The sequence below is a fragment of the Saccharothrix hoggarensis genome (assembly GCF_042678885.1).
GTDB lineage: Bacteria > Actinomycetota > Actinomycetes > Mycobacteriales > Pseudonocardiaceae > Actinosynnema > Actinosynnema hoggarensis.
Window position 1 is genome coordinate 1 of record NZ_JBHTLK010000205.1, and the last position, 12707, is coordinate 12707.

Genomic DNA, 12707 nt, shown 5'->3' on the forward strand with positions numbered 1-12707 from the left:
GGACGTCGACAACCAGCACCGCCGCCGCGCCGCCGACCGTGCCGCCCGTCGCGACCCCGCCGCCGTGGATGCGGCGGGTGCAGCCGGGCGAGAAGCCGCCGCAGTTCGTGCTGTTCTCGTTCGACGGCGCGGCGTCCAAGCCGCACTGGGACCGGATCATGCCGATCGCGCGGCGGTCCGGTGCGCACGTCACCGGGCTGCTGTCCGGCGTGTACCTGGTGGCCAACCAGGACGGCGGCACGTACACCGGGCCGGGGCACCGGCCGGGCAAGTCGTCCATCGGGTTCGGCGGCACCCCGGCGGACGTGGCGCTGCGGATCGGGTACCTCAACGACGCCATCGACGCCGGGCACGAGATCGGCACGCACTACAACGGCCACTTCTGCCAGGGCGACGAGCCGAACGTCGGCACCTGGACCACCGAGCAGTGGGACCGGGAGCTGGACCAGTTCTTCGAGATCGTGGAGCGGGCCCGGCAGCAGGGGTTCAAGCTCGACCCGGCGGCGGTCCGCGGCGGCCGGACGCCGTGCCTGGAGGGCGTCTGGGAGCAGGCGTTCCCGGCGATGAGGGCCCACGGCCTGGCCTACGACACCAGCCACGTCAGCCTGGGCGTGGTGTGGCCGACGGTGCAGCACGGGATGTGGGAGTTCCCGATGCCCGAGGTGCGGGTGCCCGCGCTGGGCAAGCAGGTCGTGATGATGGACTTCAACCTCTGGTACGCGCTCAACGGGGCGAAGGACGAGCCGGACCACTCGGGCGACTACACGCGGATCGTGCTGGACACGTACCGCTCGGTGTACCAGGCGGCGTTCAACGGCAACCGGGCCCCGGTGGTGATCGGCAACCACTTCAACGAGTGGGCGGGCGGCGCGTTCAGCCGCGCGGTGGAGGGGTTCCTGGGCGAGGTGTGCGTGCGGCCGGAGACGGTGTGCGCGACGTACACCGAGGTGATCCAGTGGATGCAGCTGCAGGACCCGGTGGTGCTGGAGCAGCTGCGGCGGATGCCCCCGGCGCGGAATTGACCCGATCGGGTCAGCGCGGAACGCGTGCCGCTCTGGCGCGGCGGGCGACGAAGCCGCTACGGTGGGTCACCGCCGCCCCACGGAAAGCACCACCTCCGAGGAGTCGCGCATGACCACCGAGCCCGAGAAGCGCCCCTGGGTGAAGCCCGATTTCCGGGACGTCGACACCCCGATGGAAGTCACCGCCTACGCCGCTCGAAGCTAGCCCGTGCGCTGTGCCCCTCCGGCGCCGTGCCCCTCCGGCCCGGCGCCGGAGGGGCGTGGCGTGGACCGAGAGGTGCCGTCCCCGTGCCGAGTGCTGTGGCGTTGTCCCCCGACGCGTTGACCCCGGACGAGTTCACCGCGCGCCTGCGCGCCCTGGCGCCCCGCTACTGGGACCGCCACCCGTTCCACCTCCGGCTGCACGAGGGCCGGCTGACCGCGCACGAGCTGCGGCTGTGGGCCGCCAACCGCTGGTACTACCAGCGCGCGATACCGCGCAAGGACGCGGCGATCCTGTCGAACTGCCCCGACGTCGACGTCCGCCGCGCGTGGCGGGAGCGGATCGTCTGGCACGACGGCGACCGGCCGGGCGAGGGCGGCGCGGAGGACTGGCTGCGGCTGGCCGAGGCGGTCGGGCTGAGCCGCGAGGAGGTGCTGGACGAGCGGCACGTGCTGCCGGGCACCCGGTTCGCCGTGGACGCCTACGTGACGTTCGCCCGCACCCGGCCGTGGGTGGAGGCGGTGGCGTCCGGGCTCACCGAGATGTTCTCCCGCGACCTGATGGCGCGCCGGCTGGCGGACATGCGCCTGCACTACCCGTGGATCGCCGAGGAGGGCTTCGCCTACTTCACCGCCCGGCTCGGGGTCGTCGCCGACGAGGGGAAGTCCACTGTGGACATAGTGGTGCGCCACTGCCGGACGCGCGGGCAGCAGGAGGCGGCGGTCGCCGCGCTGGCGTTCAAGTGCGACGTGCTGCGGGGGTTGCTGGACGCCGTCGACTACCACTGCGCTGGCGGCTCGTCGTGACCGCGCCCGACGCCGTGCCGCGCCTGCGCCGGGGCGTCAAGACGGCCTACGACGAAGCCAGGGCCGGTCACGTCGTGCTGTTCCCGGAGGGCGTGCTGGTGCTCAACGAGACGGCCGCCGCGGTGGTGGGGCTGTGCGACGGGCGGACGTCCGTGGCGGGCATCGCGCGGCGGCTGGCCGACGAGTTCGACGGCGTCGAGCCCGCGGACGTCGCCGAGCTGGTGGCCCGGCTGGTGGCGCGCCGGGTGGTGGAAGTCGATGGCTGAGGCGCCGTTCGGCCTGCTCGCCGAGCTGACCCACCGGTGCCCGCTGCGGTGCGGGTACTGCTCGAACCCCGTCGACCTGGTCGGCCGCGACGACGAGCTGGGCACGGCGGCGTGGTGCTCGGTGTTCGACCAGGCCCGCGCGCTGGGCGTGTGGCAGGTGCACCTGTCCGGCGGTGAGCCGCTGGCGCGCGCGGACCTGCCCGAGCTGGTCGGCCACGCGTCCGGGCTCGGCTGCTACGTGAACCTGGTGACCAGCGGCCTCGGGCTCACCCCCGAACGGCTCGCGGGGCTGCCCGGTGTCGACCACGTGCAGCTGTCCGTGCAGGACGCGCAGGAGGCCGGCGCCAACCGCATCGCGGGCGTGAAGGCGTTCGGGCACAAGCTGACGGCCGCCCGCGCCGTGCGGGACGCGGGGCTGCCGCTGACCGTGAACGTGGTGCTGCACCGGCTGAACGTGGACCACGTCGCCGAGATCGTCGCGCTGGCGGAGCGCCTGGGCGCGGACCGGCTGGAGCTGGCCAACACCCAGTACTACGGCTGGGCGTTGCGCAACCGGGCCGCGTTGCTGCCGACGCGGGAGCAACTGGCGCGGGCCGGTGAGGTGGTGGCGGCGGAGCGGGCGCGGTCGGCGATGGAGATCGTGTACGTGATCGCCGACTACCACGAGGCGCACCCGAAGCCGTGCATGCACGGGTGGGGCGCGCGGCAGCTGACCGTGACGCCGAACGGGGACGTGCTGCCGTGCCCGGCGGCGGGCGTGATCGACGGGTTGGGCGTGGAGAACGTCGCGGACCGGGCGCTGGCCGACATCTGGCACACGTCGCCCGCGTTCGAGGCGTTCCGGGGCTTCGGGTGGATGCGCGACCCGTGCCGCACCTGCGCGCGGCGCGAGGTGGACTTCGGCGGTTGCCGGTGCCAGGCGTTCCAGCTGACCGGCGACGCGGCGGCGACCGATCCGGTGTGCTCGCTCTCGCCGCACCGCGGCCTGGTGGACGCGATCCTGGCCGGCGCGCCGGGCGAGGTGGAGCACCGGGCGGTCGTGCGGTGAGGGTTGCGGCGGGGTGGGACGTGCTGCGGTGCGAGAGCGTGCGGTGAGGGTGGCGGCGGGGTGGGACGTGCTGCGGCGGAGGGTCGTGCGGTGAGGGTGGTCGTGCTCGGGACGGCGGCCGGGGGCGGTGTGCCGCAGTGGAACTGCGCGTGCGGGCCGTGCGCGGCGGTGCGGGCGGGTCGGCTGCCCGCGCGCACGCAGGACTCGCTGGCCGTGAGCGGCGACGGCGTGGGCTGGTGGCTGGTCAACACCTCTCCGGACCTCGGCGCGCAGCTCGCCGCCACGCCCGACCTCGCGCCAGGTCCCGGCCCGCGGGACACGCCGGTCCGCGGCGTCCTGCTCACCGACGCCGAGCTGGACCACACGCTGGGCCTGGCGGTGCTGCGCGGCGCGGCCGGCCTGCGGGTGCACGCGCCGCGGGCCGTGCTGGACGCCCTCACGCCCACCAGGGACGTGCTGGCGACGTACGCGGAGTGGGCGTGGCGGCCGGTGGAGCCGCAGCGGCCGGTCCTGCTGGACGGCGGGCTGGAGGTGACCGCGTTCCCGGTCAGCGGCAAGCGGCCCCGGTACGCCACCGGCCCGGACGGGCACTGGGTGGTGGCGTACCGGTTCCGCGACCCGGCCACGGGCGGCGTGCTGCTGTACGCGCCGTGCCTGGCGTCCTGGCCGCCGGGGTTCGACGCGCTGGTCGAGGAGGCGGACGTGGTGCTGCTCGACGGCACGTTCCACGCCCCGTCGGAGATGGGCGCGGCGACCGGCCGGCCGAGCGGGCAGGCCGCGATGGGCCACCTGCCGATCGCGCACAGCCTCCCGGAGCTGCGCCGCCACCCGGCGACCCGGCGGATCTACACCCACCTGAACAACACCAACCCGGTGCTCGACCCGGCGTCGCCGGAGCACGCCGAGGTCACCGGCGCGGGCGTGGAGGTCGTCGAGGACGGCGCGGTGATCGTCCTCTGACGTCGATTGGGGGGTTAGACCCACCGATTCACCGGTGGGCAGCCGGAAGAATCGGGGCCATGACGGACCACGACCTCGTGCGCGCCACCCGCGCCAGGCTGACGCAGGCCGCGCTGGGGCTGGCGCGGACACCGCTGTCCCTCGTCGGGCTGCTGCTGATCCCGCTCCAGCTGGTGGCCTACCCGCTGATCCTGGTGACTTTGGGCGTGCCGCTGCTGCTCGTGGCCACGGCGCTGGCCCGCCGCTACACCGGCCTCTGCCGGTGGTGGGCGTCGCGCGTGCTGGGCGTGGAGGTCCCCGCGCCGCACCGGGCGCCGGAGAACCGCGGCCCGATGACCAGGGTCCGCACCATCGCCACCGACCCGGCGACGTGGCGCGACCTGGCGTTCCTGCCGCTGAACGCGATCCTCGGCGTGGTCTGCGGCGTGCTGCCCGTCGCGTTCTGGATCAACGGTGTGCTCGGCTTCGTGGTCCCGCTGATCTGGCTCGACGCCGACGACGTCGAGTACGTCGCGATGACCGCCACCACCCCCGGCAGCTTCGTGCTCGCGCCGCTGCTGGGCATCGCGTTCCTGGCGCTGGCGTGGTGGTCCACGCCCCGGTTCGCCCGGCTGCACGCGACCGTCGTCAAGTGGCTGCTCGCGCCCAGCGCCACCGCCGCGCTGACCGACCGGGTGCGGGTGCTGGCCGACTCGCGGGCCGACACGGTCGACGCGCAGGCCGCCGAGCTGCGCCGGATCGAACGGGACCTGCACGACGGCGCGCAGGCGCGGCTGGTGGCGCTCGGCCTGAGCCTCGGCATGGCCGAGGAGCTGCTGGCCCACGACCCGGACGCGGCGCTGAAGCTGCTGGCGGAGGCACGCCAGTCGTCCACCGTGGCGCTGGCGGAGCTGCGCGACCTGGTGCGCGGCATCCACCCGCCGGTGCTGGCCGACCGCGGGCTGGACGGCGCGTTGCGCGCGCTGGCGCTGGCCCACCCGCTGCGCGTGGACGCCGACGTGGAGCTGGCCGGGCGGCCGGAGGCGCCGGTCGAGTCGGCGGCCTACTTCGCGGTGGCCGAGACGCTGACGAACGCGGCCAAGCACAGCGGCGCGACCTCGGCGTGGCTGCGGGTGCGGCACGAGGGCGGCCGGCTGTCGCTGATGATCGGCGACGACGGGCGGGGCGGGGCCGTGGCGGGCGAGGGCGGCGGGTTGCGCGGGATCGAGCGCAGGCTGGCCGCGTTCGACGGCACACTCGGCATCGCGAGCCCGGTGGGCGGGCCGACCATCGTGACCATGGAGCTGCCGTGCGCGTTGTCCTCGGTGAAGACCTCGTCCTCCTCCGGGACGGCCTGATCCGGCTGCTCCAGGCCTACGACTTCGACGTCGTCGAGGCGGTCGACTCCGGTCCCGCCCTACTCAAGGCCCTCGTCGACCACCGCCCGGACGTGGCGGTGGTCGACGTGCGCCTGCCTCCGACGTTCACCGACGAGGGGTTGCGGGCCGCGATCGAGGCCCGCAAGCGGGTGCCGCGATTGCCGGTGCTGGTCCTCTCGCAGTACGTGGAGCAGCTTTACGCGCGGGAACTGCTGTCCGACCGCGGCGGCGCGGTCGGCTACCTCCTGAAGGACCGCGTGTCGGACGTGAAGCAGTTCATCGACGCCATTCGACGGGTGGCCGCGGGCGGCACCGCGATGGACCCCGAGGTCATCACGCAACTGCTCGCCCGCGGCGCGCGGGACCGACCGCTGACGACGTTGACGCCGCGCGAGCGGGAAGTGCTCTCGCTGATGGCCGAGGGCCGTTCCAACGGCGCGATCGCCGGGCGGCTGTTCGTCACCGAGAAAGCGGTCGGCAAACACATCGCGAACATCTTCGGCAAGTTGGACCTGCCGTTGTCCGGGGACGACAACCGGCGGGTGCTCGCCGTGCTGGCCTATTTGGACCGGGTGTAAATCGTTTCTTAGGCTAAGTAGCATCTTGGTCCACGACGACCCAGGGGGGTTCCGATGACCACGACGGCTCAGTTGGCCGACGAACTGCTCGACCTGATGTGCACCCTGACACCGCTGGGCGCGACGGTCTACGGCGTGCCGGGGTACGACCACCTGCTGGCCGACCACCGGGCCGAGTCGCACGAGGCCGCGCGGGCGCGGGCCGTCGACATCGCCGACCGGGCGCGCTCCCGGCCGGACGACGACGACCCCGTGACGCGGGCCGTGGTCATCCAGCAGGCCGGGGCGATCGTGGACCAGATCGACGCGCGCGGCGTCGAGTACACGATCACCGACTCGTTCTTCGCGCCCGCCGGCGAGCTGCTGTCCATCCTGCCGATGACGGTGCTGTCCGGGCCGGAGTCGGAGCGGGCCTACCTGGACCGGCTGGCCGCCGTCCCGGACTTCCTGCGGCGCGTGGGCGAGCGGCAGGTCGCGGGCGCCGCCGCCGGTCGCACGCCGGTGCGGCACCTGGTGGACGCCGCCGTGGCGCACGTGGACCGGTACCTGGCCGCCGACGAGGACCCGCTGGCCCCGCCGACGGGCAGCCGGGCGTTCACGGCCGAGCGGGACCGCCTGCTGGCCGACGTGGTGCGGCCCGCGTTCGCGGCCTACCGGGACGTCGTCGCGGGCATCGAGGGCCGTCCCGAGGACCGCGCGGGGCTGCGCTGGCTGCCCGACGGCGAGGCGCTCTACGCGGCGCTGGTCCGCGTCAACACGACCACCGACCGCACGCCCGCGGAGCTGCACCAGACCGGCCTCGACGTGATGGAGTCGCTGGCCCGCAAGTACGCCGAGCTGGGCGAGCGGGTGTTCGGCACGTCGGACGTGGCCGAGGTGTTCGAGCGGATGCGGACCGACGAGTCGCTGCGCTGGCGGACCGAGGACGAGCTGATCACCGCCGCGCGCGACGCCGTGACCAGGGCGGAGGAGGCCGCGCCGCGCTGGTTCGGCCGGCTGCCCGAGCAGCGCTGCCGGGTCGAGCCCGTGCCCGCCGCCGACGCGCCGGGCGCGCCCATCGCGTACTACGCGCCGCCGTCGCTGGACGGCCTGCGGCCCGGCACCTACTACGCGAACACGCACCGCGTGGAGGAGCGGTTCCGCTACCAGGCCGAGGCCATCGCGTTCCACGAGGCCGTGCCGGGGCACCACTTCCAGATCACGCTCGCCCAGCAGGCGACCGGGCTGCCGGTGCTGCGCCGCGTCGCCCAGGTGACCGCCTACCTGGAGGGCTGGGGCCTCTACACCGAGCGGCTGGCCGACGAGATGGGCCTGTACTCCGACGACGTGGCGCGGCTCGGGATGCTGGTCCTGGACTCGCTGCGCGCCGGGCGGCTCGTGGTCGACACCGGCCTGCACGCGCACGGCTGGAGCAGGCAGCAGGCCGTCGACTACCTGAGCGCGAACACGCCGCTGGCGCTGGTGGAGATCGAGAACGAGGTCGACCGGTACATCGCCGCGCCCGGCCAGGCGCTGGCCTACATGGTCGGCCGGCTGGAGATCCTGCGCGTCCGGGCGGCGGCCCGCGAGGCGCTGGGCGACCGCTTCGACATCCGCGCGTTCCACGACCTGGTGCTGGCCGGCGGGCCGCTGCCGCTGGCCGTGCTGGACGAGGTCGTCACCGACTGGGTGCGCTCCCAGGGGTGACGTCGGGTCGGCGTGCCCGCGAGTCGTCCATTCCGGTGGTGACGTTCACTCCCGAGACGACTCGCGGGTCCGTTCCGGTGATTCTGGTGCGTGACCGACACGGCGCGCGCGTTCGTGTTCACCCGGCAGATGGGTGAAGTGTGAGCGGCGCAGAACGTGCCCCCGACGGGATTCGAACCCGTACTGTGACTCTTTTAAGGAGCCTGCCTCTACCGGTTGGGCTACGGGGGCAGCGGGGAGCCTAAGCCGTTACCGAGCGTTCGTGGGGCAGGTTCACAAGAAGTCCCCCGCACGGCTCAATGCGATCCGCTATTGCGCTCATTCGGGTAATGGGCCCAGCGCGCTCATCCCGAGTACAACTTCGTGATAAGCGTCACAGCCGAGTGCGTGTTCCACGGCCTCATCCCGCAATGCTGCGGTGAAGCCGATACCAAAACCCAGGGCCGTAGCAACCAGATAAGCCGTTTGGGACAGATGGCCTACATCCATTTGCACAACTCGGTAGGCACGTGACGTGTCGTAACGCCACCTGGTCCGTTCGAGGAGCCCGGTGTACGCGAGCACCACCGGCGCCCGTCCGACCCAGTCCTGGTCGCCGGCCGCCGCGGCCATCTCGTCCGGCCCCCACGTCACCCCGATGGGCTCCAGCGCGTGCGCGAGCCCGTCGTAGTGGTACCAACCCGGTTCCAGCCCGTCCACGCGGCTCGCGTGCGCGTACAGCTCCACCGGGTGCCGTCCGCCGCCGGACGGGCTCGTCTTGAACACCGTGCCGGACCGCCCGATCCGGGACCGCGCGGGCGACGGCCCCGCCAGCACGCCCAGCAGCTCGCCCAGGCGCGCGAGCGGCACGGGCGACGGGCCGAACTCCCGGGTCGTGCGGCGGGCCAGCAGCACGTCGTACAGGCCCGCGCCGGCCCAGTCCGGCTCGTCGGGCACCGGCGGCAGCTGCACGGCGACGCCGCCGAGGCTGCGGAACGGCGTGGGCGGCGGCTCGACGGGCAGCTTGGCGTCCAGCGCCGCGTCGTGCTCGTCGGACGCCTGGTACGGCGCGTCGGCGAGGGTGCGGCTGGCGAAGTGGAAGTGCCGCGCGGACGCGCCCCAGGCGTGCCACCCGTCCAGCAGCCGGCGTTCCTCGTCGTGCTCCGGCGAGCCCTCGACGATCAGCACGCCCGCTTCGAGCAGCTCGTCCACCACCTTGCGCAGCGCGGCCCGGTCGGCCTCCGCGAGCGGCGCCAGCAGCTCGTCCACGTCGGTGAACCCGGCGAACTTGCGGCACAACAGCTCGGCGGTCTCGCTGATGGCGAACTGGCGGTGGTGGAGGTAGTCGTCCCACACCACGGCGCCGTCCTGGTAGAACAGCGTCGCGTGCTCAGCGACCTTTGCCCGCACCCAGCAGCTCCTTGAACCGCGCCGCCACCCACTCGTGCACGGCCTCGGACACCCGCGCGTCACCGGCGCGGTGCTCGAACCACCGCCAGTCGCAGTTGACGTTGACTTCCAGGAACACGTGGTCGCCACCGGAGACCAGCAGGTCGAACGCGGCGACCTGCAACCGCCAGTGCCGGGCCAGCGCGAGCAGCCGGTCGGTCAGCCCGGACGGCACGTCGACCGGCGTGACGCGGACCGCCTCCGGGTCCACCCACAGCTGGGCCGGGTCGAGCTTGTCGACCTGGAAGGCGAGGCACCGCTCCCCCACGACGAACACGCGCAGCTCGGTGTCCGACGGCACGTACTCCTGCACGATCACCGGCGCGGGCTCGGGCACGTCGCCGGACCGGCTGGTCTCCAGCGGGCGCGGGAACAGGCCGTGCTGCATGCCGGGGCGGGGTTCCAGCAGGTGCCTGCCGGACGTCTTGACGATGCACCGCGCGCCGCCGGGCCGGGTGCGGCCGGGGCGGGTGGTCACCGTGGTGCGCGGCACGCGCAGGCCGAACGCGGCGGCGTCGGCGAGCTGCGTGAGCCGGTTGAGGTGGGAGGTGTTGCGGCTCGGGTTGACGTGCGACCAGTCGCCCCGGCTGGACAGCCAGTCGGCGACGGCGCCCCACTGGTCCACGGCGTAGGCGCCGGCGAGCGTGCCGGGTTCGACGGGCAGCGCGGACAGCTCGAAGTGCCGGCGCCACACCAGGAGGGGGCGCAGCAGCCAGCGGTCCAGCTCCAGCAGCGGCTGGTCGGTGTAGACGGTGAGCGGCAGGTCGGCGGACCGGTCGGCGTCGATGCGGGCCATCCGGATGCCGCGTTCGGCGAGCGCGATGGAGAGCTCGTTCATCTCCATGTCCGCGGCGCGGGCGAGCACCAGCACGCAGGGCACGGGGCTGCCGTCACCCTCGTCCACCATGCCGAGGCGGTGCACCTGCTCCTGGAAGTCCAGGCACTTCGGCTGCGACCGGAACAGGTAGTCCTGACCTTGCAGCAACAGCGGGATGGGTTTCGCCGGTCTGGCTGCCTCGGGCGGGGGAACGACCTCGTTCCCCCACCCGGAGACGGTCATGGCTCAGTCGTCTTTCTTGCTGCAAAAACGCTTTTCGGCAGTCGCGTACTCGGCGGAGTACTCCGCCAGCGCACGATCCTCGATCTCACCGCGGCGAAGCTGTGCGGCCAGCTCCTCGAGAGACATCGCGGTCACCTCTCTCCCCACTGATGCATCACACATTCAGGCGATACACCAGCTGTATTCTCGGGTTCACGTAACGCAATGTCAAGGCAACCGACGATGCGTTAGGCCGACCGGGGGCTCAAGTGAGAAGGCTCCGCCGGACGGCCCCCTGCCCGCCACACCGAACGGCGCAGCGGGCGGGGAGCCGTTCGCGATCAGCTCTTGGTGGCGCGGTCGAACTCGGCCTTCGGCTCGTGGATCTGGCCCAGCGCGACGACCTCGCGGCCCGAGAACAGCGCCTGCGTCCAGTCCACGAAGACCCGGAACTTGCGGTTCACCGTGGGCATGAACATCACGTGGTAGCTGCGGTGCATGAACCAGGCGACGACGCCCTTGAACCGCAGGCCGAACACGTCGGCCACGCCCTTGTAGAGGCCGAGGCCCGCGACCGAGCCCAGGTACTTGTGGAAGTAGTCCTTGGGCTGCTTGCCGCGCAGGGTCGCGATGATGTTCTTGGTCAGGAGCTTCGACTGGCGGATGGCGTGCTGCGCGTTCGGCACGCACGTCGCCGTCGGGTCCTCCTCGGTGCGCGAGAGGTCCGGCACGGCCGAGCAGTCGCCCGCCGCCCACACGCCCGGCAGGCCGACGACCTGCATCGCCGCCGTGCACCGGACGCGGCCGCGCTCGTCCAGCGGCAGGTCGGTGTTGCGGAGCATCGGGTTGGCCTTCATGCCCGCGGTCCAGATGATGGTGTCCGAGTCGAACTCGGTGCCGTCGTCGAGGACGACGTGGCCGCCCTCCATCGACTTGACCCGCGTGTCGAGGTAGCACTTGATGCCGCGCTTCTCCAGCTGCTCGACGGTGTAGACGCCGAGCCGCGCGCTCACCTCCGGCATGATCCGGCCGGTCGCCTCGACGAGGACCCAGTGCATGTCCTCCTGCTTCAGGCCCTCGTAGTAGCGCAGCGCGTAGCGGGCCATGTCCTCCAGCTCCGCCAGCGTCTCGATGCCCGCGAAGCCGCCGCCGATGACGACGAAGCTCAGCAGCCGCTTGCGCAGCTCCGGGTCGTTGGTGCTGGCCGCCTGGTCGAGCCGCGACAGCACGTGGTTGCGCAGGTAGATGGCCTCGCCGATGGTCTTCATGCCGATGCCGACCTCGGGCAGGCCGGGGATCGGCAGGGTGCGCGAGATCGCGCCCAGCGCGGAGACCAGCACGTCGTACTCGAACTCCTCGACGTGGCCGTCGGCGAGCTCCACCGTGACGGCCTTGCGCGAGTGCTCGATGCGCGTGGCCCTGCCGGTGACGACGTGGCAGCGCTTCAGGACCTTGCGCAGCGGCACGACGACGTGGCGGGGTTCGATGGAACCGGCCGCCGCCTCGGGGAGGAACGGCTGGTAGGTCATGTGCGGCTGGGGGTCGATCACCGTGACGGACGCCTCGCCGGAACGCAGCTTCTTCTGCAATCCCAGCGCGGTGTACATGCCGACGTACCCACCGCCGACAATCACGATCCGTGTGGGTTGCGACTTCACAGCAGCCATACACACATGGTCGCACCGGCCGGGCCTTTCCCGCGCATCGACGAGGCCCGTTGTGACCACGGTCGCGGGTGATGACGGACACTCACCTGCCTGACCAGCGCGAGCCGGTGAAGCCCCTGAGAGGAACGATCCAGACGCTCAGCTCGCGCTGAGCGGCGGGGGGCCGTTCCTCAGCCTCTCCGGCGCATCAGGAGGACCACGCCGAGGACGAGCCCGACGGCACAGGCTATGCCCACCACCTCGACGGCCTCAGCCGTTCGGCCGCCCGGCAACAGGATGACGACGGCGGCGAGGCCGAGCACGGAGAGTTGCACGGCGGCGAACCTCTTCGCGGGCGCCGCTAGTGCGTTCAGGTGAACGCGGGAGGCGAGCGGGAGAACCGCCGCGTACGCGGACAGGACGTGCAAGAGGTGCAGCAGGACGACCAGGGCGAGCACGCCGGGCCACGACGGCTCGTCACCCGTGAGCACCATCGCGGCCGCCGGGTACCCGATGATCAACGCGACCGCGGCGGACGCGGGCACCGCCATCGCGGCCACCGCCAGCGCCCCGTACAGGGCGAGGGCGGGCCACTCGACCCCGTTGGCGGCCAGCACCCCGGCCACACCCGCCGCCACCACCCCGACCGCCGAGCTGGGCACCCACCC

14 protein-coding genes and 1 tRNA gene are annotated in these 12707 nt (G+C 72.8%); 9 read left to right on the forward strand and 6 right to left on the reverse strand.

All coding sequences use genetic code 11. The features are described 5' to 3' along the window. From ACFQ3T_RS28290 to ACFQ3T_RS28330, 9 genes are all read left to right on the forward strand, one after another. On the forward strand, positions 1-1022 hold a 1022-nt coding region (locus ACFQ3T_RS28290), incomplete at its 5' end, for a polysaccharide deacetylase family protein (RefSeq protein ID WP_380727697.1). Between the two features lie 109 nt (positions 1023-1131). Next, on the forward strand, positions 1132-1227 hold the full coding sequence (gene pqqA / locus ACFQ3T_RS28295; protein WP_073895738.1) for a pyrroloquinoline quinone precursor peptide PqqA: 96 nt from the start codon (positions 1132-1134) through the stop codon (positions 1225-1227). Positions 1228-1310: 83 nt separating this feature from the next. After that, positions 1311-2030: a pyrroloquinoline-quinone synthase PqqC gene (pqqC, locus tag ACFQ3T_RS28300; RefSeq protein WP_380727699.1), complete on the forward strand. Its 720-nt coding sequence runs from the start codon at positions 1311-1313 to the stop codon at positions 2028-2030. Then, positions 2027-2296 (forward strand): pyrroloquinoline quinone biosynthesis peptide chaperone PqqD, encoded by a 270-nt coding sequence (gene pqqD / locus ACFQ3T_RS28305; protein WP_380727701.1) that lies wholly within the window; start codon positions 2027-2029, stop codon positions 2294-2296. Before pqqC ends, pqqD begins: the two co-directional genes overlap by 4 nt. After that, on the forward strand, positions 2289-3344 hold the full coding sequence (gene pqqE / locus ACFQ3T_RS28310; RefSeq protein ID WP_380727703.1) for a pyrroloquinoline quinone biosynthesis protein PqqE: 1056 nt from the start codon (positions 2289-2291) through the stop codon (positions 3342-3344). The genes pqqD and pqqE overlap by 8 nt, the downstream gene beginning before the upstream one ends. Before the next feature lie 90 nt (positions 3345-3434). Beyond that, positions 3435-4304 (forward strand): pyrroloquinoline quinone biosynthesis protein PqqB, encoded by an 870-nt coding sequence (gene pqqB / locus ACFQ3T_RS28315; RefSeq protein ID WP_380727706.1) that lies wholly within the window; start codon positions 3435-3437, stop codon positions 4302-4304. A 59-nt stretch (positions 4305-4363) separates the two neighbouring features. Then, positions 4364-5641: a sensor histidine kinase gene (locus tag ACFQ3T_RS28320; RefSeq protein WP_380727708.1), complete on the forward strand. Its 1278-nt coding sequence runs from the start codon at positions 4364-4366 to the stop codon at positions 5639-5641. Beyond that, complete coding sequence (locus ACFQ3T_RS28325; RefSeq protein WP_380727710.1) at positions 5593-6240, forward strand: LuxR C-terminal-related transcriptional regulator; 648 nt, start codon at positions 5593-5595, stop codon at positions 6238-6240. Before ACFQ3T_RS28320 ends, ACFQ3T_RS28325 begins: the two co-directional genes overlap by 49 nt. A 54-nt stretch (positions 6241-6294) precedes the next feature. Continuing rightward, positions 6295-7926 (forward strand): DUF885 domain-containing protein, encoded by a 1632-nt coding sequence (locus ACFQ3T_RS28330; RefSeq protein WP_380727712.1) that lies wholly within the window; start codon positions 6295-6297, stop codon positions 7924-7926. Positions 7927-8083: 157 nt separating this feature from the next. Here the strand turns inward: ACFQ3T_RS28330 and ACFQ3T_RS28335 are convergent. The 6 genes from ACFQ3T_RS28335 to ACFQ3T_RS28360 all read right to left on the reverse strand — a co-directional run. Further along, positions 8084-8157: transfer RNA gene (locus tag ACFQ3T_RS28335), tRNA-Leu, on the reverse strand. Between the two features lie 87 nt (positions 8158-8244). Beyond that, a complete protein-coding gene (locus ACFQ3T_RS28340; RefSeq protein ID WP_380727714.1) occupies positions 8245-9315 on the reverse strand; it encodes a SagB family peptide dehydrogenase in 1071 nt (356 codons plus the stop codon). Further along, entirely contained in the window at positions 9296-10414 is a 1119-nt protein-coding gene (locus tag ACFQ3T_RS28345) for an ATP-grasp domain-containing protein (protein WP_380727716.1), read from the reverse strand. The genes ACFQ3T_RS28340 and ACFQ3T_RS28345 overlap by 20 nt, the downstream gene beginning before the upstream one ends. A gap of 3 nt (positions 10415-10417) precedes the next feature. Beyond that, entirely contained in the window at positions 10418-10540 is a 123-nt protein-coding gene (locus tag ACFQ3T_RS28350) for a hypothetical protein (RefSeq protein ID WP_267935188.1), read from the reverse strand. A 194-nt stretch (positions 10541-10734) separates the two neighbouring features. Then, positions 10735-12060 carry an NAD(P)/FAD-dependent oxidoreductase gene (locus ACFQ3T_RS28355; protein ID WP_380727718.1) on the reverse strand — a complete coding sequence of 442 codons (1326 nt, stop codon included), beginning with the start codon at positions 12058-12060 and terminating at the stop codon, positions 10735-10737. A gap of 170 nt (positions 12061-12230) precedes the next feature. After that, positions 12231-12707, reverse strand: a 477-nt coding sequence (locus ACFQ3T_RS28360; protein WP_380727720.1) for a hypothetical protein, incomplete at its 5' end; no start/stop codon positions are given.